We start from the raw sequence: 19618 nt of genomic DNA on the forward strand, positions 1-19618 counted from the left end.
TGCGGCAGGCTGAAAAGCCTGCCGTTTTTTTGTTCCGTGCGCGCTCGAAACAGCATGCGGCATAAAGGAATTTTAAAGTTTTTAAGTATAATTGTTATTATATAAAGTAAATTTGAACATTATAAAGTACTGTTCTCCATTTTTTCCGGTCGCGGTCAGTCGTTTCCCGGTTTTGCGGGCAGGTGCATGATGCAGGCTGCGACATGGCTGATGATCCGGCTGACGGGGCCTTGATGATGTAGGCTTTCGACGTGCAATGTCATTTTTGCCGAACACCTCCGGCACGGGAAAGGAGCGGCGTCAATTTCAGGAGTTTCCCGTGTCGTTTCTTCAAAACGCCAGTATCCGCACCAAAATCCTGTCGCTCATTCTTCCGCTCTGCATCGTCGGCCTTGGCGCCGCCGCCTTCATGTCCACCCGCTACAAGGAAGCGGACACGGCCTACTCGCTCTTTATCGCCAACGACAACGCCGCTCTGGTGGAGCTTGCGCGTGCCAACCGAAATCTGGTTGCCCTGGCCTATGGCGCCTATCAGGTCATGGCGTACGACGTGAACGGGCCGGAGATAAAGGCCGCCAAGCAGGCCTACAGTGACAGCAAGGGCGCGCTCCTCCAGCGTCTCAATAATGTGAAGACTGTTTTTCCCGAAGAGTCCGCCGCCATGGACGCCTTCATCGCGCAGTCGCAGGCCATAACCGCGATGACGGATAAGGCTGTCGAACTTGGTATGGCAAACCGTAATGACGAATCCGCTGCCCAGTTGCTCAAGGCGGACGCCTCCATTCACGCGACTTCGGTTGCCATGACGGCGCTACTGGACAAGCTTGCCAAGGGCGTCGTCCAGGGAAGCGACGAACTGACGGACCAGACCAATTCGACCATCTTCACCTCGCTGGTGGTTGTCGGCGTCGCTTTTGCGGTCGGCATCATTCTGGCGCTGTTCGTGGCGTCCCGCGGCATCACAACCCCTATCGCCCGCCTGCGCGAGCGCATGGTGTCGCTTGCCGGCGGCGAGACGGCGACGGAAATCGACGGCATGACGCGCCGCGACGAAGTGGGCCAGATGGCGAAGGCCGTGCAGGTCTTCCGTGAAAACGCCATCGAGCGCATTCGTCTCGAGCAGGAAACCGAAGCCAATCGCAGCCTCTCGGAGAAAGACCGGATGGAGCGCGAGCAGCAGAAGGCAAGGGAAGCGGCCGACGTCAAGTTCGCCGTCGACAATCTCGCCGCCGGTCTCTCGAAGCTTTCGGAGGGCGATGTTTCCTATCGCATCGGCCAGCCGTTCACCGCCACGCTCGACGCCGTTCGTAACGATTTCAACATGTCCGCCGAAAAGCTGCAGGCGGCCCTGACCAAGGTGGCCCAGAACGCCAGTGGCATCGGCGCGGGCGCGGACGAGATCAAATCTGCGGCCGACGATCTGGCCAAGCGCACCGAACAGCAGGCCGCTGCCGTGGAAGAAACCGCCGCAGCTCTGGAAGAAATCACCACGACGGTGCACGATTCCACCCGTCGTGCGCAGGAGGCGGGCGAGATCGTCAGCCGCGCCAAGGCGGGCGCCGAGCAATCCGGCGACGTGGTGCGCCGCGCCGTGGTCGCCATGGAGCAGATCGCCAAATCCGCCAATGAGATCAGCAACATCATCGGCGTCATCGACGAAATTGCCTTCCAGACCAACCTTCTGGCGCTGAATGCCGGCGTGGAAGCCGCGCGTGCGGGCGAGGCCGGCAAGGGTTTTGCCGTCGTCGCGCAGGAAGTGCGTGAGCTTGCCCAGCGCTCCGCCCATGCCGCCAAGGAGATCAAGGCGCTGATCAACACCTCAAACGATCAGGTGCAGCAGGGCGTTCAGCTGGTGGGCGACACCGGCAAGGCGCTGGCGACCATCGTTTCTGAAGTGCAGGAAATCAACCGGCACGTCGTTTCCATCGTGGAGGCCGCGCAGGAACAGTCTTCCGGACTGCAGCAGATCAATACGGCGGTCAACCAGATGGATCAGGACACGCAGAAAAATGCGGCCATGGTGGAAGAAACCAACGCCGCAAGCCACAGCCTCGCCAAGGAAGTGGCGTCGCTCAACCAGCTGCTCTCCCAGTTCCGGCTCGCCGACGGCGCCTATCAACCGAAAAGCCAGCCTGCGCCGGTCCGCAGCGCCGGTGGCAGCGACAAATATGTCGCCTCTCCCGTCCGTGCACTGGGCCGCAAGATCGCCTCGGCGTTTTCGGGCAATGCCGCCGTCGATACAAAAGGCGACTGGCAGGAGTTCTGAGCGGCGATCCGTTCCAACATGCGTTTCGGCGGGGAGGCATCCCCGCCGGCGTTCAACGACGATGCGGCGCAAGCGAAAGCCGTTCTGGCAAAATCGATGTCCACCGTGCGAAACGCAACATCTTCATTTCGTGACGGCTGGATCATCCGCACCGGCAACCATTGCCATGCGGTTCCCCGGCACCGGTTCACGCGCGAAAACATCCATCCAATGATATCTGAACTTTTCGCTGCCCGACCGGCGGGCGCTTAGGGGCCGCTGGGGCCCTTTTCCTTCTTCGCCTGATCGTGATGCCACTTGATGGCGAAGAACATGCCCGTGCCCAACACGATAATCTTGAACGGAAAGAAGACCAAGGGGAACAAATCTACCCAATCCCATTCCATCATCTGAGTATTTCCAGTCTGTTACTTGATACAATCTATCGAGGACAGGGCTACCTCAAACCGGCTGCTTCAACAACGCCAATTCATGCACTCGGGCAGGGGCCTTTTGACGCAGTCCCAGCCGAATCGTTTCATCCGGGGCTCTTGAAGCTTACCCTCGAAACCGCAGGGTCTCGACGAACAGGCTGAAGGCGGCGGATGGATGCCGCCGATGGGGATAATAGAGGTGATAGCCCGGCAGGTCGGGTGTGAACTTGCCTAGCACCCGCATCAGTCGGCCAGCATCCAGATGCGGCTGAACCTGATCGAGCGGCAGATAGGCGAGGCCGTGCCCGTCCAGTGTCGCGTCTAGAATAAGGTCGATGGTGTTGAGGACCAGAGGCCCGTCGATGCGAACCCGCGTCTCCCGGCCGCCGGGTGTGAGACGCCAGCCGTTCAGCGTGCCGGATGTCGGCAGCCGCAGATTGATCGCACGATGATCGACGAGTTGCGACGGCGACGTTGGCGCCGGATGCTTCAGAAAGTAATCGGGTGAACCGGCAATCGCCATCGGCGTGTCCGGTCCGATGCGCACAGCGATCATGTCCTTCGCAATGTCGCCGCCGAGCCTGACACCCGCGTCGAAGCGGTCGGCAACGACATCGGCCAGACCGTAGTCGATGGTGATTTCCACCTTGATGTCGGGATTGTCCGGCAAAAGCCGCTTCATTGCCGGAACGATGATTGTCTTGGCCGCGTGCTCCACGGTGGTGATGCGGATCGTGCCCGAAGGTCGATCCCGCAGATCGCCGAGCGATGCGACGGCCACATCGAGATCGTGCAGCATGGGACCGAGCGTCGCGATCAGCCGCTCGCCCGCTTCGGTCGGCGCGACGCTCCGTGTCGTGCGCGACAAAAGCCGCACACCCAGCCGTTCCTCGATCCGCCGCACGATCTGGCTGAGGGCGGACTGCGCCATGCCGAGACGCGCCGCCGCCTTGGTGAAGCTGCGCTCCTCGGCGACGACGACGAACGCCGCCAGATCGGCAATCTCATCCCGCCTCATTCATCACTCCAGTGATAGGCCCAATATGAATTCCCTGTCTAATCGACACAATCTTTCTGGCGTAGATTACCTCCATCGGCAAGCGGATACCCGGAAAGAATTTCAAACCGCCGCTCGCTCAACAGAAGGAGACTGGAAATGGGCAAGATCAGCTTCAGCAATTCGAACAACCCGACCATCGCGATGTCGGCCGTGATCAATTTCCCCGAAGGTTTCGATGAAACGAAAACCTGGCCGGCTATCGTCGTTTCGCATCCCGGCGGCGGCGTGAAGGAGCAGACCGCTGGCACCTATGCCAGGAAGCTCGCCGAACAGGGCTTCGTCACCATCGCCTTCGACCGTTCCTATCAGGGCGAGAGCGGCGGCGAACCGCGCCAGCTCGAAAATCCCTATGTCAGCACCGAGGATGTCAGCGCCGTCATCGATTATCTGACCACGCTGCCTTACGTCGCCAGGGATCGGATCGGCGCGATGGGCATCTGCGCCGGTGCGGGCTACACCGCCAATGCCGCCATTCAGGATCGCCGCATCAAGGCGGTCGGCACGGTGAGCGCGGTCAATATCGGTTCGATGTTCCGCAATGGCTGGGAAAACACCGTCAGGTCTATCGACGCGCTGCCCTATGTCGAGGCGGGATCGAACGCCCGCACGACGGACGCCGCAGGCAAGGGTTACGCCACCATGCCGCTCGCGCCGCTGACCGAAAAGGACGCGCCGAACGAAGAGCTGCGGCAGGCCTGGGAATATTACCACACGCCGCGTGCCGAGTGCGCAACCGCGCCGGGCTTCGCAACGCTGCGCAGCCTCAATCAGATCATCACCTACGATGCCTATCACATGGCCGACGTCTATCTGACTCAACCGATCCAGATCGTCGCCGGCAGCGTGGCGGGCAGCAAGTGGATGAGCGACGACCTCTTCGACCGTGCTGCGAGCACGGACAAGGCGTTTCACATCGTCGAAGGGGCCAATCACATGGACCTCTATGACGGACAGACATTCGTCGCTGAGGCGGTTTCGGTTCTGGCGCCGTTCTTCAAGGCGAAGCTCTCCGCCAACGCCACGGCTGCGCAGGCTGCCGAGTGACGAAACTGGCGTGCATCGGGACGCCGCTTACCCCCGATGCCGCCCTCACCGAGAGGAAACGATCATGGAATCCGTGAAAATCCAGAACCGCGATATGGCCTGGCACATCGCCGCCAACATCCAGTTCCCGCCGAATTTCGATGCAGCCAGGAGCTGGCCGACGATCATCGCCGTTCATCCATTCGGAAGCTGCAAGGAGCAGACTTCGGGCAATGTCTATGGCAAGGCGCTCGCCGAACAGGGCTTTGTCGTCATTGCCTATGACGCGAGCTTCCAGGGCGAATCCGGCGGTGAGCCGCGCTGGATCGAGGATCCGACCCAGCGGGTCGAGGACATCAGCCACGTTATCGACTATGCGGTTACACTGCCCTATGTCGACGCCGACCGGATCGGCGTGATCGGCATCTGCGGCGGCGGTGGCTATGTGCTGAACGCCACGCTGACCGAAAAGCGCATCAAGGCCGTCGTCGCGATCACCCCGGTCAATATCGGCCGGCTGTTCCGCGAGGGCTTCAGCAACTACGATCCGCTCGGAGTGCTTGAAGCGATGGCGGCGCAGCGAACCAAGGAAGCGCGCGGCGGCGAATTGCAGGTCAACGAACTTCTCCCCGCCAGCCCCGATGCGGCGCGGGCCGCAGGCCTCACCGAACGCGACGTGTTCGAGGCGACGGATTATTACAAGACGCCGCGCGGCCAGCAGCCCGGCGGCTGGACGCGCATGCTGTTCAGCCATGCGCAGAACACGCTCGGTTGGGACGCCTTCGCCTTTGCCGAGATGCTGATGACCCAACCGATGATGGTGGTGATCGGCCAGAAGGTCGGCGCCTTCGGCGCCTATCGTGACGGGATGGAAATCTACGGCCGTGCCACAGCCTCAAAGGACCGGCAGATCGTCTCGCTGGAGAACTGGTCTCACTACGATCTTTACGACAAGCCCGAGCCCGTCGACCTTGCGCTGCAAAAGCTGGTGCCGTTCTTCAAGACGCATCTGAACGGGGCGGCAGGGAAATGACCAAGACTCTCATTCTGGGGGCGAGCGGCCAGATCGCTCGCCACGTCGTTCAGGATATTGCGGGCGATGATGGTATCGGCATGACGCTGTTCATGCGCGATGCCGGCAAGTTGTCCAGCACTCCCAGGAACGCAGCCGTCGTTCAGGGCGACGTGCTCGACCGATCAGCCCTCGATGCTGCGATGGAGGGGCAGGATGTGGTCTATGCACGGGCGTAGGTTCGGCGGTTACGCCGTGCGATAGGGGACAATCGGCGGTATTTGGCGCACCCGACAGGATTCGAACCTGTGACCTTTGGAATCGGAAGGCAGGGGTGAATGATTTTCTGCCGCTTCCTCTTGTTTACTCCAAATTGATTTTGCTATCCAGATCAAGCGGAAAGCGTTTTCCGCAATTACAACGGTTTGGATCAAGTTTACCTCGATTTGCTTCCTGCCGCTTCCTATGTGCTTCCTGTAGCGGGTGGAGAAAGCCAGCGTGGCAAAGCTGACAAAGCGGATGATAGACGGCCTTGCGGCTGGCGACAAAGATTATTTCGAATGGGATGACGAATTACCCGGCTTCGGCGTTCGCGTGTGGCCTAGCGGTCGGAAGACCTATGTTGCTCAATACAGGGCGGGTAAACAGACGCGTCGTTTCAAGATTGGCGTCCACGGTGCATTGACCGTGGATGAGGCCCGGAAGGAAGCAAAGGCGGTTCTCGGTGACGTTGCGAGGGGCGAAGACCCGCAGCTTGACCGCTCGACGCGACGCAAGGCTTTGACCGTCAAAGAACTATGCGATCTGTATTTCGACGCGGCGGACAAGGGACTAGTATTCGGCAAACGCGGCAAGCCGAAAAAGGCTTCCACCCTTTATGTCGATAAGGGCCGCGCGAACAGACATATCATCCCGCTCATCGGGAACAGGCCGGTGCAGGAACTCACGACCGCTGATGCCATTAAGATGATGCGCGACGTTACGACCGGCAAAACAGCGGCTGACGAGAAAACAGAAAAGCTGCGTGGGCGCGCGGTGGTGACGGGTGTACGCTCGGCTGGGAAATCCGGCCTTCCGGTTCGACCGTCTGGACGGAACTGGATGACGGCGACCCGGCGACGAACCCGCTTGTCGGTCTTCCGGCTTCGGTGGAATTGCGCATGGTTATGATGGGTACGGCTGATTTGCAGCCGATGATCCAGCTTGACCAGAAGGCGATTTCCCGCGTTGCCCGCATCCGCGTGTATATCCCCGGCCCATCGCTGCGACGGCGATGGATAACTGGTTTTGCAGATGGTGGATTTCGTCCAGCAAGGTTTCCACGGCGGCAACAGCATTGCCGTCATGACACTGGATGACATAGGCCGCGATATCGTCCGGCTGTTTGATTGCGTTCGGGCGCACGTTTCCAATCTCCTGTTTCAGAGCCGCAAAGTTTCCCCTGTCATGAAAAGGCGCGCGCCCCCGCGCCGGTAAATCAGTCTGGCATAAGGTCGGCAATTTGGCCGTGCTGGACCAGCAGGCGAGGGTTGGCCATGCTGCCGCTTTCTTCGTCCACGGTAACGGCGTATGCCGCAACGCCGATATAACGCGGTGCCATGGCGTTCGCCATTTTCTCGGCGGATGCTGCGCTGGTGGCGGGGCGCATATCGCCCGGCACAACACCGCCGCGTCCCTTTTTGAACTGTACTACGATGATTTTTTCAGCGTCAGACATATCTCTTGCTCTCTCGTTTGTTCTATAAATGTTCTCACTTTAGAAGAGAGTCAATATGGAGTGGCTCCGCCATGTTTAAGGACTGGCAAAGTTTTACAGCGCTATTGAAAACATTGAGAGAATTTTGACGCGAGAAAGCGAGTTTTACCCGCAAGCGCTTGAAATTCCTGCCATAGATCGAGCTTCCCAAGCTATGCTTCATCCACGCTTCTAGCTTCAATGTTTTCGCCCGGCGCGGGCGAGTTCAATCGCCCATTGTCTGCGTCATCAGGTATCAAGGCTGTCAGCGACTCCAGTTCGGTCAATCGCTTTAGAAAAACTCCAAAACTGTGATCACCACCAACAAACGAATTTAAATCCTTTTGCTTGATTTTCTTTGTGATCAACTGGTAGCAGCCTACTTCCTTCTCAAAACGGTTGTAATTCCATTTTGTCTTGAAACGATATTGCAATTTCTCAAAAGAATTCTTTGTTCGCCCGTCCGAAAAGAAGTAAAGAAGCAGCCACGATTCTAACGAATGTACCGACACTGCAAAAATGAACCGCTCTTTGAACTTCGAGAAAAGCGGCTCTCCGATTTTCCCAGCGATCAGCCGCTCAACATCAGCTATCAAATCGACGAACGGCCTGTCTTGGCCACCACTAGTTAGCGGGACGCCAAAATTTACTTCTTCGCCGCAATCCGTATCAATTTGAATAACCACGTAGTCGTTCGAAGCTAATGCGTCACTTATGCGTGTAGAGCAATACTCTAAAACAAGCTCCCACCCCCCAATCTCGGATTTATTTGAATCGGTCTCGTCCCGGATTGGTTGGGCAAAATTAACAATAACGTCGTCCTCAAACCCACTTTCGCAAATGAGTGAAATAACTCGGTCAAGCACAACTTGGTCGGTGGGTCCCTCGGAAACGATCGCAAATTTTGGCATCAGAAAACCTTTGGGACGCCGCCCAATAGGCCGCCAATAAACATTTCGGATAATCGCCTTGGGCTATCGGTACTCGGTTTTTCAGTATGCTGAGTCGCTCTTGTCTCGCCCCTCGCATTCCTGTGAATAGCAAATAGCTTTTGTTCAGGATCATTAAGGTTCAAGCCGTCTAGAACCGAAGGATTATGTGTTGTCAGTATTGCTTGTTTATCATTGTCCTTAGCCAATTTCGTTAGACGCTTCATCATAACTTCGCATAACTTTGGGTTTAGAGATGCGTCGATGTTGTCAACTGCGAAGAAGTTCGGCGTCAACTTGCTGGCGAACAATGCGAAGTAAAAAGCCGCGAACAGAAATCCTTCGTTAGCGCTTCTCTGATCAAACGACTTGCAGCTCTCATCCAAATAGCCGTCAGTAATTTTCATACGACCTTTGGCGTTCTCTCTCGGGATTTCGAAGTCTTCAAACCAGCTAAAAAGCTTGAGTGACTCCTTCACGGTTTCGATAGCAGACGTATCATCATCGTAAGACATGACAGTTAGGAGCTTGAGTAGCCCCTCGCCGTTGATACCCAATGGTTCGATTTGGCCCTCCCTTTCCAGCACACGGAGGCTGCTGTTTTCGGGAGAATAGACTATGAAGTTTGCAATCCCGTCGATCTCCGGACGCAAAACAAAAATCGATTTGTCGTCATCGTCTAGTTGAAGAGAAAAAGAGACAGACCCCTTTCGCGAAGACTGCGCTCCGTGGCGGGCGTTCGTATTCATTCCTTGCAGTATTTGTGTTACTAACTTTGAAGTGAGCTTTTTATTGCCGCCCTTCGATAATTCCGAAAGTGTTTTGATAAAATGGTCAGCACTAAGTTTTAAGGTGCCGGTACTTTCCGTCCACGTAGAATACGGTTGATTGTCGTTACTCAACTCATAGGACGCCTCGCCTCCGTCTCCGACAACTCGTACTGATATCGGCTTCGTGACTTCGTCAACCTCAAAGGCGGACCGCATAAACTGAGGTTCCGTTACACGAATACCACGGGATGCAAGGAATTCGTTGTCCAACTTTCCCGCCTGCGCCGCACCCGCTAACGCAATCGCTTCCAGAATGTTGCTTTTTCCGGCACCGTTTTCGCCAATAAAAACGTTAACGCGGCCCAACTCGAGTGTCAGGTTCTTTATCGACTTATAATTCTCGATGTGGATTGTTTTTAGCAAGTTGAGACTTTCTCATTTCGCGGACTGCTTTCCCCCCTACCATTTAGGGCATGGAGCTTTCAAGTTGGTAGATGTTGTGATCTGGGTAAGAAAGCTCTAGGTTCGATCTGAACCCTCTCCCGATTTTCACGTTTAGAGCGCGTCCGGTCTAGACGGCAGGGATAGTGCTCGCAGTGGCCGGGGGGGGCGTTTTTACCGCAACCAAAAAATTAGTTTTTCTCAAGTTTTGATGCTGCGTTCCTGCGAGCCTCAATTACTGCGTCAATCCTGTCTGCTTGGACTGACATAAGCGTGGAGGGTAGGGTGAAGGAGAATAAAAATGAGGATGTCGCAAAGCCGAAATAGAGACGTTCAATCCATGGCGCAATGCAGGGATACTTTGGTGCGACTAAAGCGTGCATGAAGATCAGGCTTAGTGTCAGAAGATAGCAATAAAACAACCATTTTTGTCTTATGAGTTTGGCTTTGATTGCATCGCTCTTCGTCTTCGCAATTTTCCACGAACCGGGGAGATTCGATTGGTCTCCCAGGAGCGTCATGATGGCAATAAGAAAACCTGCGAGGATCGAGAAGACAGTGACGATAATATCGCGCGCCTTTTCATTCGCGTGGATAAGGTCCGTTCCTTTCCAAGCGGCGGCGACACCGATTACAATTGTCAGGAAGCCATAAACAACAGGCGTCCATCGATGCAGTGGCTTTGACTGGGACATTGTTCACTCTCCGGGAGAAGTGAGTTCCTCATAATAGGCTTGCATCTCTTCAAAGACGTCATTGAAAGCCACTGATTTCCCATAACGTTGTAGTGTGACCTTCTTCGTTAAGAACACCTCATCCGGCGTAATTCGCTTGCCAGACCGCGTTACTATCTGGAAATCATCTTCGTTGCTCGCAACTTCCGTGGCTATATCCTGAAGCTCTTCTTGGTCGATCTTCGTTCCTGAGCGCCCGTCAAATTTCAGGAAGACTTCGACCTTCAGGTTGTCTGAAACAGGCGGAGGGGTTTTTCGCTCAGCGAATGTAAACGCCCGAACGTTTTGCATCACACTTGCTGTTATCGCGTCCATGATGCTGCCATCTTTTGCAACGTGATCGACAGCATCTTTGCTTGCCACACCTTCAAACCGAATTTCACGGACGCCATCATCCTTGATCATTTTGAGTTTGTCGACGTCAGTTCTGTTTTTAAATCCGAATGAGGCGTCTTCTGCGTCGATACCCGCCTTTGGCCCCAAGTTTTGCACATATGCTGAAAGCATGCTTTCCCATAACCCGAGCCTGCACACGATGAGGTCATCATCCGTAACCAAGGCGATTAATTCACCATCCAAGAAGTCCGCGTCCTCTGGCGGAGAAAGAAGGTCAAGTTCGTCTTGCGTATGGGGAACTATTCCAATTTTGTCTTCCGGTATGTAGGCGATGAGATGAATGCCCAAGGCACCCCCGTCGTCCTTGTAGCCCCGACATTCCACTGCCCTGCCGTGGACAATCGCTTTACGTTCACGACCCTTGAACGTCTCATGAATCTTTATGATCGCTTCTTTCATGGAAATTCGGCGAGCTTCATCAAGTCGAATCGCCCGGTTCGAAATGATTGACTTCGTCGAAAGGATTTTATCAGTCGTCGCCATAGATGCCCCCTATACCATAACGTGCATTAGTAGAACTATTCCCGTCTTTTGCGCAACGGGGGCAAAATGGATTTTATACAATTCGAACGGCGATAAAGGCGCTGCTATGCTTGAGGGGGATTGAGTGCCGCCTGCTCGTGCCTCAATCGTGTTACGGTTATCTCGTTGGCAATCATACTAACGTGAACGAACGCTGCGCAGATTTCGTCATAGAGTTCTGCGGGGACATTTGGGTTGTTTGGCCCAATAGCCATCTCGATAGACAGCGATCCGTCCTCATTCTTTACACCAGTTGAATGGTTGAAAGAATGATGGATGTGCATTCCCGACAAATGGACCATGCCTGAGGTGCGTTCGTAGACCTTCTTGATCCAATCGTACTCGGCATTGAGGGAGTTAAGCAAAACAGCGTCACGAAGTTTGTCCCCCTTCTTCGGACGAATTCGATCGTACCGCTCTCCACTCAAGAGCTTCATAGTTCCGTCATGAGGGTCGGCCATCAGCCGTAGTCCGTTCACACGCATAGCTGTATCGATCTGCAATCTAAGGATAGCGCAGGCGACGGGATAGTTGAGAGAGGCCACCATCGCTTGGAAGCCGGCAACGTTCGAATCGATCCTTTGGAGCGCAGCTAGAAGAAATAGAGTAACTGTGCTGAAATTCGATTGCCCCGGCAAAAGGCTCGCGACAAGGTCCTTGTCCTGTAGGAGTGCTTTTTTCAAATCGTTTAGGCGGTTAGCGTACTGCATGCATTACACCTAATGCGAACTGCCAAATGGGTCACCCCGAAAATGTATAAGACCTAATGCGGCGTTTGCTTCCTATATGCTTCCTGCTCCAAAAATAAGCTGGGACGAGGATCGCTGTAAAGCCCGGAAAATATGGCGCACCCGACAGGATTCGAACCTGTGACCTTTGGAATCGGAATCCAACACTCTATCCAGCTGAGCTACGGGTGCAGCGGTCACGCTTGAATCGCGTGCAGCGGTTGGTTCATACCCCAGCTTTGTTTTCGCATCAATGTCTAAAAATCAGAGATTTGCGAAACGTTGTCTGTTTTTGGGCGGGGTGGGGCGCGGGGCCTGTTTGGGGGTGGTCGCGGGTCTTTCAGCGGCGGTGGGGCGATGCGTCGTTTGACGTATTGTCTTTTTGCCGCAATAGGATTTCCCTTATAAGTAGTATGTTATTGCCGGGCCGGGCCGCTGTTTTGCCGCTTTCATGAAGAGGCGGTCGGATGAGGGCAACGCCTTTCAAATACGGCGCGGGACGCGATTTTATCCCCTCAAAATTGGCGGGTAAATAGTCATACTTTTTTCGTTGGCCCGGTGGCGATCCGGAGTCCGGGTTTGCTTTTCCAGCGATTAACTGTCAAATTATTATACAATATTAGTATCATCTACATTTATTTGGGATACAGTTTCGTGATGTTGTCGGTTATGATTTCGACAAGGTAAAGGAACGAATCAGGCGGGGGATCGGATGGCTTTGCGATTGGCACACAGCAACGGGCCGCGGACGGAAAAGGCCGAAAGCGACAGCGCGGAAGCGGCGCATATCACGGCAATCGACTATGGGTTGCTGACGACTGCGATCAGCTATCATTTGCGGCACTCGCAACTTGCCGTGGCAAACGGTTTTGCCGATGTGCTGGCGGAGCAGGGGTTACGGCCGGCCGATTTTTCCGTTCTCGTCATCGTCGGCGGCAATCCGGGTCTCAAGCAGAGCGATGTGGCGGAAGCGCTCGGCATACAGCGCGCCAACTTCGTCGCCATCGTCGACAGCATGGAAGAGAAGGGACTGCTCGTCCGCCGCAAATCGGAAGAAGACAGGCGCGTTCATTTCCTCGACATGACGGAGGAGGGCAGCAGCCTCCTCGACCGGCTTTCCAACACCTGGCGGGATCGTGAGGAAAAGCTGATCGACAGGATCGGCGGCAAGAAGGCCCGCGACCAGCTTCTGGCGCTGCTCGGACGCCTGCGCGACTGAGCTTCGACGAGAGCGGGGCAATCCGGGCGCTGGCCGCCGCAGGGTGCGGCCTGTGACGCAGGTGTTCCGTCTTGCCATTGCCTTCGGCACCGGCGACGGTTTTCCTGCGCGGGTCTTTCACGCCAGCCTGATCGGTAGCGGGGCTGAATTGCGTTGCAATTTTCCTGTGAAACCGCCAAGACGCATAAGCATCTTCACGCCTTTGGGCGTGGAACCGCAATCATGCGATCGACTGGAAAGGCCCGGGACGGGAATGCCATGCTGAATATCGATACGAGTCATCCGCTTTATCGTCCCCTGTGGGTCCGGTTGCTCATCGTCGGCTTTTGCGCCGCGTGGGCCGTCATCGAATTCGTCAATCGCGAGTTTTTCTGGGGAACCATCGTTGCCGGCATCGGCGCTTATGCGGCCTATGAATTGCTGCTGAAGTTCAAACCCGCAAGCGATGCTGCCAAGAGCGAAAATGGTGCGGATGAGCCTGCCGCCGAAAGCGCGCCCACCGACAAGAACGATGCGGGCTGAAGCGCCTCCTGTCTTTCGTTTCATGTATTTTGCGAGATAAGGCCGTCCGGCACTTTTACCGGAAATGCTCCCGCGCCCGCAGCATCCGTATCGCCTGGTCGATCAGGAGATTGGCCGCCGTCATGCGCAGCGTCGCATTGTGCCGAAACTGCGGTTTCACCCGGTCGGGATGATTGAGGCGCGCAAAGGCGCGGCGCTTTTCCGCAAGCGTTGCGGCCGTGTCGGTGTCGTGGATCGCCAGTTCCGCCGAAACATCGGCAAGCGACGTCTTTTCGAGATGGGCCGGCATGGGTTCCGGTTCCGGCTCCGGTTCCGGTTCCGGCGGTGGCGCGGGGTCGGCCAGGAAGGCGAGATAGGCATCGAGATTGCCGTTCGCGGGCGGCGGCGTTTCAATATGTGTATCGATAACGAAGCCCGAGCTGAAACCGGCAATGCGGTGACCGGCGGGCGGTGGCGGCTCGGTGCCTTCCTCTTCCGTTTCTTTTTCGTGTTTCAGCCTGTCGACGACCGACTGGAAGACGGATTGTCCGAAGAGCATGCGGCTTTCCCTCGCCGGTCTGACTATCCGGCCTTTATGGATCATGAAGGTGGTGTCTGGCTTGCCGCCGTCACGGGCCGGTCAGCTTGCGGCTTTCATCCAGAACCAGATCGTAGAGCAGGCGGGCGCTGGGCGGCAAAACGCGGCCCTTGGTGGTGATGATGCTGTATGGCTTTACGACGAGTTCGAAATCCGTCGGCAATATCCGGGTTCGGCCGATATCGGCCTGCTGGCCGGCAACGAATTCGGCCATGTCCTGCGCGATCGGGGCGATGGCATCCGTGTTGCAGACAAGCGCAAGGGTGAGCACCACGGATGGTGTGTTGATGACGTTGCGCGGCATGGCGACGCCATGGGTTAGGAAGACATCTTCCATGGTTCTGCGCAGAAGCGCGCCGGGCGGCTGGAAGACCCAGTCGTAACCGGAGAGATCCTGCAGGGTCACGGGCTCGCCGCGAAGCAGCGGGTGGCCTTCGCGCACCACCAGACAGGCGCGCTCTATGCCAATTTCATGGATGGAAAAGAGGCCGGGATCGAAATCGTCCGGTATCCGGCCGATGATGAAATCGTGCCGGGCCGCCAGCAGTTCGCGGGCCAGCACGTTGCTGCTTTCCACCTGCACGTTGATTTCGATGCCGGGATAGGTGTCCATGGCGCGCCTTATGGCGGGAACCACGAGGCTGATCGCAGGTGCTGTGACGGCGCCGATATAAACCGAGCCGCCGCTGCCGGATTTCATCTGGTTCAGCTCGCGGCTCGCCTCGCGCAGTTCCAGCAATATGGTGCGCGCCCGCCGCGCCAGCGCCTCGCCGAATTTCGTCAGCACCACGCCGCGCGAAGCCCGCTGACAAAGGGGTGATTTGACGATCGCCTCCATTTCCGAGAGCATGCGCGAGGCGGCCGGCTGCGTCATGTTCATGGCGGCGGCGGCCGCGCTGACCTGCCCGTGCTCCTCGATCATGACCAGCATGCGCAGGTGGCTCATCTTCAATCCGGCCCGCAGCAAAGGGTTGTCCTCAAAGACGAAAAGGGCATCCGTTGTTTGCGCCTGCTCATACACTTTTTGGTTGTTCATTCGTGGTTTTATACCCCTCATCGGTTTTTGTATCGATTTAATATATCATAATTGATATATGGAAACTGATTTATTCTATTTGACAGTTATATGGATTCAGAACAATTTGCGGAATGCCGGGGAGGAGCGGCAGCTGTTCCATTTCGCAATTGCGAAATCGGAATAAGCGCAATGCGGCTTCTTCCTCTGACGGCATGAATTTCATGGTGCACCGCAGCATGCGGGTTCCAGAGAAGGGCTCAAGGGAGAGAGTTAATGAAGTCCATTATTTCGCTGATGGCGGCTTGTGCCATCGGTGCTGCTTCTTTCGCAGTGCCGGCTTTCGCACAGGACAAGGGTTCCGTTGGTATCGCCATGCCGACCAAGTCGTCCGCACGCTGGATCGACGACGGCAACAACATCGTAAAGCAGCTTCAGGAAGCCGGTTACACGACCGACCTGCAATATGCCGATGACGATATTCCGAACCAGCTTTCCCAGATCGAAAACATGGTCACCAAGGGCGTCAAGGTCCTCGTGATCGCATCGATCGACGGCACGACGCTGTCGGACGTGCTGAAGCAGGCCGGCGAGCAGGGCATCAAGGTCATCGCTTATGACCGCCTGATCCGTAACAGCGGCGACGTCAGCTACTACGCCACCTTCGACAACTTCCAGGTTGGCGTTCTGCAGGCGACTTCGATCGTCGACAAGCTCGGCCTGAAGGACGGCAAGGGCCCGTTCAACATCGAGCTCTTCGGCGGCTCCCCGGACGACAACAACGCCTTCTTCTTCTATGACGGCGCGATGTCGGTTCTCCAGCCTTACATCGACAGCGGCAAGCTCGTCGTGAAGTCCGGCCAGACCGGCATGGACAAGGTCGGTACGCTGCGTTGGGACCCGGCAACGGCCCAGGCCCGCATGGACAACCTGCTGTCGGCTTATTACACCGACGCCAAGGTTGACGCCGTTCTGTCGCCTTACGACGGTCTCTCCATCGGCATCATCTCCTCGCTGAAGGGCGTTGGTTATGGCACGAAGGACCAGCCGCTGCCGGTCGTTTCCGGTCAGGACGCTGAAGTTCCTTCCGTCAAGTCGATCATTGCCGGCGAACAGTATTCCACCATCTTCAAGGACACCCGCGAACTCGCCAAGGTGACCGTGAACATGGTCAACGCCGTGATGGAAGGCAAGGAGCCGGAAGTGAACGACACCAAGACCTATGAAAATGGCGTCAAGGTCGTTCCGTCCTACCTGCTGAAGCCGGTTGCAGTGACCAAGGAGAACTACAAGCAGGTTCTCGTTGACGGCGGTTACTACAAGGAAGACCAGCTGAAATAAGCTCGACACACATGCGGGGATGACTTGGCGTCATCCCCGTTTTTCCATAAAAATAAAAACGCCGGAATTAATCGGGCGCTGGATTGCGATATGGCCAATACCATTCTCGAAATGCGGAACATCACCAAGACGTTTCCGGGCGTGAAAGCGCTTGAGAACGTCAACCTCAAGGTTAAAGAGGGTGAGATCCACGCACTCGTCGGTGAGAACGGCGCGGGGAAGTCGACCTTGATGAAGGTCCTTTCCGGTGTTTACCCCGCCGGCACCTATGAGGGCGAAATCCACTATGAAGGCGCAGTGCGGAATTTTCGCGCCATCAACGACAGTGAAGATATTGGTATCATCATCATTCACCAGGAGCTGGCGCTCGTGCCGCTTCTGTCGATTGCGGAAAACATCTTCCTTGGCAACGAGGTCGCTTCGAGCGGCGTCATCAGCTGGCAGCAGACCTTCAACCGTACCCGCGAACTTTTAAAGAAGGTGGGCCTGAAGGAATCGCCGGAGACGCTGATCACCGATATCGGTGTGGGCAAGCAGCAGCTCGTCGAAATCGCCAAGGCGCTGTCGAAGAGCGTGAAGCTGCTCATTCTCGATGAGCCGACGGCTTCGCTCAACGAAAGCGATTCCGAGGCGCTGCTGAACCTGCTGATGGAATTCCGCAAGCAGGGCATGACCTCGATCATCATCACCCACAAGCTCAACGAAGTGCGCAAGGTGGCCGACCAGATCACCGTTTTGCGCGACGGCATGACGGTGAAGACGCTCGACTGTCATAAGGAAGAAATCAGCGAGGATGTCATCATCCGCAACATGGTGGGGCGTGATCTCGAGGATCGTTATCCGCCGCGCGATGTGCCGATCGGCGGGACCATTCTCGAAGTGAAGAACTGGAACGCCTATCACCAGCAGCACCGCGACCGCCAGGTTCTGCACGATATCAACGTGACCGTGCGCAAGGGCGAAGTCGTCGGCATTGCCGGTCTGATGGGTGCCGGGCGCACCGAATTTGCGATGAGCGTGTTCGGCAAGTCCTATGGCCACAAGATCAGCGGCGAAGTGCTGATCGACGGCAAGCCGGTCGATGTCAGCACCGTGCGCAAGGCCATCGATGCCGGTCTCGCCTATGTCACGGAAGACCGCAAGCATCTCGGTCTCGTTCTCAACGACAACATTCTGCACAATACCACGCTTGCCAATCTGGCAGGCGTGTCGAGTGCCAGCATCATCGACGACATCAAGGAAATGAAGGTGGCGAGCGATTTTCGCACGCGCCTGCGCATCCGCTCGTCGGGGATTTTTCAGGAAACGGTCAATCTTTCGGGCGGCAACCAGCAGAAGGTCGTGCTCTCCAAATGGCTGTTCTCCAATCCCGACGTGCTGATCCTCGATGAACCGACCCGCGGTATCGATGTCGGCGCGAAATACGAAATCTACACCATCATCAACCAGCTCGCTGCCGACGGCAAAGGCGTTCTGATGATCTCATCGGAAATGCCCGAACTGCTCGGCAATTGCGACCGCATCTACGTCATGAACGAAGGCCGCATCGTCGCTGAATTGCCGAAGGGAGAGGCGAGCCAGGAAAGCATCATGCGCGCTATCATGCGCTCAGGGGAGAAGAACTCATGAGTTCGGCAAACACCACAAACGAAGAAAGTAACGTCGTCTCGATCTCGTCCTATATTCGCGCCAATATTCGCGAATACGGTATGCTGATCGCGCTCGTCGCCATCATGGTTTTCTTCCAGTTCTACACCGGCGGCATCCTGTTCCGCCCTGTGAACCTGACCAACCTCATCCTGCAGAACTCGTTCATCGTCATCATGGCGCTGGGCATGCTGCTCGTCATCGTGGCCGGGCATATCGACCTTTCGGTCGGCTCCATCGTCGCCTTTGTCGGCGCGATAGCGGCCATATTGACCGTGCAATGGGGCATGAACCCGTTCCTTGCGGCGCTGATTTGTCTCGTCATCGGCGGCATCATCGGTGCTGCACAGGGTTACTGGATCGCCTATCACCGCATCCCGTCCTTCATCGTGACGCTGGCGGGCATGCTGGTGTTCCGCGGCCTGACGCTGTTCGTGCTCGGCGGCAAGAACATCGGTCCGTTCCCGACCGATTTCCAGATCATCAGCACCGGCTTCCTGCCTGATATCGGCGGCATTGAGGGTCTCAACACCACCTCGATGATCCTGACGGTCTTGATTACCGTCGTACTGTTCTATCTCGCATGGCGCCGTCGCGTCGTGAACGTGAAGCACGGTATCGATGTCGAGCCTTTCGGTTTCTTCATCGCCCAGAACCTTTTGATCGCGGCCGCGATCCTGTTCCTCGGCTACCAGCTTTCCACTTATCGCGGCCTGCCCAATGTGCTGATCGTGATGCTTGTTCTCGTTGCGCTCTACAGCTTCGTGACCCGCCGCACCACCATCGGCCGTCGCATCTACGCCATGGGCGGCAATGAAAAGGCGACCAAGCTTTCCGGTATCAACACCGAGCGCCTGAGCTTCCTCACTTTCGTCAACATGGGCGTGCTGGCCGGTCTTGCCGGCATGATCATCGCGACACGCCTCAACTCGGCGACGCCGAAGGCGGGTGTGGGCTTCGAACTTGACGTTATCGCGGCCTGCTTCATCGGTGGCGCTTCGGCATCCGGCGGCGTTGGCAAGATCACCGGTGCGGTCATCGGCGCCTTCATCATGGGCGTCATGAACAACGGCATGTCGATCGTCGGCCTCGGCATCGACTTCCAGCAGATGGTCAAGGGCCTCGTGCTGCTCGCCGCCGTGTTCTTCGACGTTTACAACAAGAACAAGGGCTGATTGCCCAACCCACATAGCAAGTCAAAAAAGTGGCCGGTTTCCGGCCACTTTCATAAGATGCAGGCGTTATGTGCCGCGTAGAAGAGATAAAGG

At 56.4% G+C, this 19618-nt stretch carries 21 protein-coding genes and 1 tRNA gene; 10 read left to right on the forward strand and 12 right to left on the reverse strand.

Annotated elements, in window-relative coordinates:
• Window positions 1–319 precede the first annotated feature (319 nt).
• Window positions 320–2266 (forward strand): methyl-accepting chemotaxis protein, encoded by a 1947-nt coding sequence (locus PIB16_RS07380; protein WP_174039587.1) that lies wholly within the window; start codon window positions 320–322, stop codon window positions 2264–2266.
• Window positions 2267–2514: 248 nt separating this feature from the next.
• Here PIB16_RS07380 and PIB16_RS07385 read toward each other — a convergent pair whose 3' ends face one another.
• Window positions 2515–2655 (reverse strand): hypothetical protein, encoded by a 141-nt coding sequence (locus PIB16_RS07385; RefSeq protein WP_104679577.1) that lies wholly within the window; start codon window positions 2653–2655, stop codon window positions 2515–2517.
• Window positions 2656–2803: 148 nt separating this feature from the next.
• Window positions 2804–3697, reverse strand: coding sequence for a LysR family transcriptional regulator (locus PIB16_RS07390; protein WP_174057258.1), 894 nt, complete (start codon window positions 3695–3697; stop codon window positions 2804–2806).
• Window positions 3698–3835: 138 nt separating this feature from the next.
• Here PIB16_RS07390 and PIB16_RS07395 point away from each other — a divergent pair, with 138 nt between their 5' ends.
• The 4 genes from PIB16_RS07395 to PIB16_RS07410 all read left to right on the forward strand — a co-directional run bounded on the left by PIB16_RS07395 (window position 3836) and on the right by PIB16_RS07410 (window position 6944).
• Window positions 3836–4783 carry an alpha/beta hydrolase gene (locus PIB16_RS07395; protein WP_271045317.1) on the forward strand — a complete coding sequence of 316 codons (948 nt, stop codon included), beginning with the start codon at window positions 3836–3838 and terminating at the stop codon, window positions 4781–4783.
• 64 nt (window positions 4784–4847) lie between these two features.
• Window positions 4848–5795 carry an alpha/beta hydrolase gene (locus PIB16_RS07400; protein WP_271045318.1) on the forward strand — a complete coding sequence of 316 codons (948 nt, stop codon included), beginning with the start codon at window positions 4848–4850 and terminating at the stop codon, window positions 5793–5795.
• On the forward strand, window positions 5792–6013 hold the full coding sequence (locus PIB16_RS07405; RefSeq protein WP_271045319.1) for an NAD(P)H-binding protein: 222 nt from the start codon (window positions 5792–5794) through the stop codon (window positions 6011–6013). Before PIB16_RS07400 ends, PIB16_RS07405 begins: the two co-directional genes overlap by 4 nt.
• Window positions 6014–6272: 259 nt before the next feature.
• Window positions 6273–6944: an integrase arm-type DNA-binding domain-containing protein gene (locus PIB16_RS07410; protein WP_271045320.1), complete on the forward strand. Its 672-nt coding sequence runs from the start codon at window positions 6273–6275 to the stop codon at window positions 6942–6944.
• Here the strand turns inward: PIB16_RS07410 and PIB16_RS07415 are convergent.
• The 8 genes from PIB16_RS07415 to PIB16_RS07450 all read right to left on the reverse strand — a co-directional run bounded on the left by PIB16_RS07415 (window position 6939) and on the right by PIB16_RS07450 (window position 12221).
• Window positions 6939–7187, reverse strand: coding sequence for a hypothetical protein (locus tag PIB16_RS07415; RefSeq protein ID WP_271045484.1), 249 nt, complete (start codon window positions 7185–7187; stop codon window positions 6939–6941). The two genes, PIB16_RS07410 and PIB16_RS07415, sit on opposite strands and share 6 nt — an antisense overlap.
• A 64-nt stretch (window positions 7188–7251) precedes the next feature.
• Window positions 7252–7491 carry a hypothetical protein gene (locus PIB16_RS07420; protein ID WP_271045321.1) on the reverse strand — a complete coding sequence of 80 codons (240 nt, stop codon included), beginning with the start codon at window positions 7489–7491 and terminating at the stop codon, window positions 7252–7254.
• 191 nt (window positions 7492–7682) lie between these two features.
• The gene (locus tag PIB16_RS07425) at window positions 7683–8420 is read right to left on the reverse strand and encodes a hypothetical protein (protein ID WP_271045322.1); all 738 of its coding nucleotides are present in this window, start codon (window positions 8418–8420) and stop codon (window positions 7683–7685) included.
• On the reverse strand, window positions 8420–9631 hold the full coding sequence (locus PIB16_RS07430) for an AAA family ATPase (protein ID WP_271045323.1): 1212 nt from the start codon (window positions 9629–9631) through the stop codon (window positions 8420–8422). Before PIB16_RS07430 ends, PIB16_RS07425 begins: the two co-directional genes overlap by 1 nt.
• A 209-nt stretch (window positions 9632–9840) precedes the next feature.
• Window positions 9841–10344, reverse strand: a complete 504-nt coding sequence (locus tag PIB16_RS07435; protein ID WP_271045324.1) for a hypothetical protein — start codon at window positions 10342–10344, stop codon at window positions 9841–9843.
• A gap of 3 nt (window positions 10345–10347) precedes the next feature.
• Window positions 10348–11262 (reverse strand): hypothetical protein, encoded by a 915-nt coding sequence (locus PIB16_RS07440; RefSeq protein ID WP_271045325.1) that lies wholly within the window; start codon window positions 11260–11262, stop codon window positions 10348–10350.
• Window positions 11263–11366: 104 nt separating this feature from the next.
• Complete coding sequence (locus PIB16_RS07445; protein ID WP_271045326.1) at window positions 11367–12011, reverse strand: hypothetical protein; 645 nt, start codon at window positions 12009–12011, stop codon at window positions 11367–11369.
• Between the two features lie 133 nt (window positions 12012–12144).
• Window positions 12145–12221, reverse strand: a tRNA-Arg gene (locus PIB16_RS07450).
• A gap of 520 nt (window positions 12222–12741) precedes the next feature.
• Here PIB16_RS07450 and PIB16_RS07455 point away from each other — a divergent pair.
• On the forward strand, window positions 12742–13248 hold the full coding sequence (locus PIB16_RS07455; protein WP_271045327.1) for a MarR family winged helix-turn-helix transcriptional regulator: 507 nt from the start codon (window positions 12742–12744) through the stop codon (window positions 13246–13248).
• 258 nt (window positions 13249–13506) lie between these two features.
• On the forward strand, window positions 13507–13770 hold the full coding sequence (locus tag PIB16_RS07460) for a hypothetical protein (RefSeq protein WP_142846572.1): 264 nt from the start codon (window positions 13507–13509) through the stop codon (window positions 13768–13770).
• A 55-nt stretch (window positions 13771–13825) separates the two neighbouring features.
• On the opposite strand, the gene PIB16_RS07465 is transcribed toward PIB16_RS07460, so the two are convergent.
• Window positions 13826–14308 carry a hypothetical protein gene (locus PIB16_RS07465; RefSeq protein ID WP_271045328.1) on the reverse strand — a complete coding sequence of 161 codons (483 nt, stop codon included), beginning with the start codon at window positions 14306–14308 and terminating at the stop codon, window positions 13826–13828.
• Between the two features lie 70 nt (window positions 14309–14378).
• Complete coding sequence (locus PIB16_RS07470; protein WP_020808912.1) at window positions 14379–15383, reverse strand: LysR family transcriptional regulator; 1005 nt, start codon at window positions 15381–15383, stop codon at window positions 14379–14381.
• Between the two features lie 255 nt (window positions 15384–15638).
• On the opposite strand from PIB16_RS07470, the gene chvE reads away from it, so the two are divergent.
• The 3 genes from chvE to gguB all read left to right on the forward strand — a co-directional run bounded on the left by chvE (window position 15639) and on the right by gguB (window position 19525).
• Window positions 15639–16703: a sugar ABC transporter substrate-binding protein ChvE gene (gene chvE, locus PIB16_RS07475; RefSeq protein WP_065655068.1), complete on the forward strand. Its 1065-nt coding sequence runs from the start codon at window positions 15639–15641 to the stop codon at window positions 16701–16703.
• Window positions 16704–16793: 90 nt separating this feature from the next.
• Window positions 16794–18332: a sugar ABC transporter ATP-binding protein GguA gene (gene gguA, locus PIB16_RS07480; protein ID WP_078051714.1), complete on the forward strand. Its 1539-nt coding sequence runs from the start codon at window positions 16794–16796 to the stop codon at window positions 18330–18332.
• Window positions 18329–19525: a sugar ABC transporter permease GguB gene (gguB, locus tag PIB16_RS07485; RefSeq protein WP_065655067.1), complete on the forward strand. Its 1197-nt coding sequence runs from the start codon at window positions 18329–18331 to the stop codon at window positions 19523–19525. Before gguA ends, gguB begins: the two co-directional genes overlap by 4 nt.
• The last annotated feature ends 93 nt before the right edge of the window (window positions 19526–19618 follow it).

Source organism: Agrobacterium sp. ST15.13.015, from assembly GCF_027871645.1.
In the GTDB taxonomy this organism is placed as follows: domain Bacteria; phylum Pseudomonadota; class Alphaproteobacteria; order Rhizobiales; family Rhizobiaceae; genus Agrobacterium; species Agrobacterium leguminum.

What these genes read in the sequence shown, in the direction of transcription:
- PIB16_RS07385 (WP_104679577.1), bottom strand. Translation starts at nt 2,655, where the DNA reads ATGATGGAATGGGATTGGGTAGATTTGTTCCCCTTGGTCTTCTTTCCG.
- PIB16_RS07390 (WP_174057258.1), bottom strand. Translation starts at nt 3,697, where the DNA reads ATGAGGCGGGATGAGATTGCCGATCTGGCGGCGTTCGTCGTCGTCGCC.
- PIB16_RS07395 (WP_271045317.1), top strand. Translation starts at nt 3,836, where the DNA reads ATGGGCAAGATCAGCTTCAGCAATTCGAACAACCCGACCATCGCGATG.
- PIB16_RS07400 (WP_271045318.1), top strand. Translation starts at nt 4,848, where the DNA reads ATGGAATCCGTGAAAATCCAGAACCGCGATATGGCCTGGCACATCGCC.
- PIB16_RS07405 (WP_271045319.1), top strand. Translation starts at nt 5,792, where the DNA reads ATGACCAAGACTCTCATTCTGGGGGCGAGCGGCCAGATCGCTCGCCAC.
- PIB16_RS07420 (WP_271045321.1), bottom strand. Translation starts at nt 7,491, where the DNA reads ATGTCTGACGCTGAAAAAATCATCGTAGTACAGTTCAAAAAGGGACGC.
- PIB16_RS07425 (WP_271045322.1), bottom strand. Translation starts at nt 8,420, where the DNA reads ATGCCAAAATTTGCGATCGTTTCCGAGGGACCCACCGACCAAGTTGTG.
- PIB16_RS07435 (WP_271045324.1), bottom strand. Translation starts at nt 10,344, where the DNA reads ATGTCCCAGTCAAAGCCACTGCATCGATGGACGCCTGTTGTTTATGGC.
- PIB16_RS07440 (WP_271045325.1), bottom strand. Translation starts at nt 11,262, where the DNA reads ATGGCGACGACTGATAAAATCCTTTCGACGAAGTCAATCATTTCGAAC.
- PIB16_RS07445 (WP_271045326.1), bottom strand. Translation starts at nt 12,011, where the DNA reads ATGCAGTACGCTAACCGCCTAAACGATTTGAAAAAAGCACTCCTACAG.
- PIB16_RS07455 (WP_271045327.1), top strand. Translation starts at nt 12,742, where the DNA reads ATGGCTTTGCGATTGGCACACAGCAACGGGCCGCGGACGGAAAAGGCC.
- PIB16_RS07460 (WP_142846572.1), top strand. Translation starts at nt 13,507, where the DNA reads ATGCTGAATATCGATACGAGTCATCCGCTTTATCGTCCCCTGTGGGTC.
- PIB16_RS07465 (WP_271045328.1), bottom strand. Translation starts at nt 14,308, where the DNA reads ATGCTCTTCGGACAATCCGTCTTCCAGTCGGTCGTCGACAGGCTGAAA.
- PIB16_RS07470 (WP_020808912.1), bottom strand. Translation starts at nt 15,383, where the DNA reads ATGAACAACCAAAAAGTGTATGAGCAGGCGCAAACAACGGATGCCCTT.
- chvE (WP_065655068.1), top strand. Translation starts at nt 15,639, where the DNA reads ATGAAGTCCATTATTTCGCTGATGGCGGCTTGTGCCATCGGTGCTGCT.
- gguA (WP_078051714.1), top strand. Translation starts at nt 16,794, where the DNA reads ATGGCCAATACCATTCTCGAAATGCGGAACATCACCAAGACGTTTCCG.
- gguB (WP_065655067.1), top strand. Translation starts at nt 18,329, where the DNA reads ATGAGTTCGGCAAACACCACAAACGAAGAAAGTAACGTCGTCTCGATC.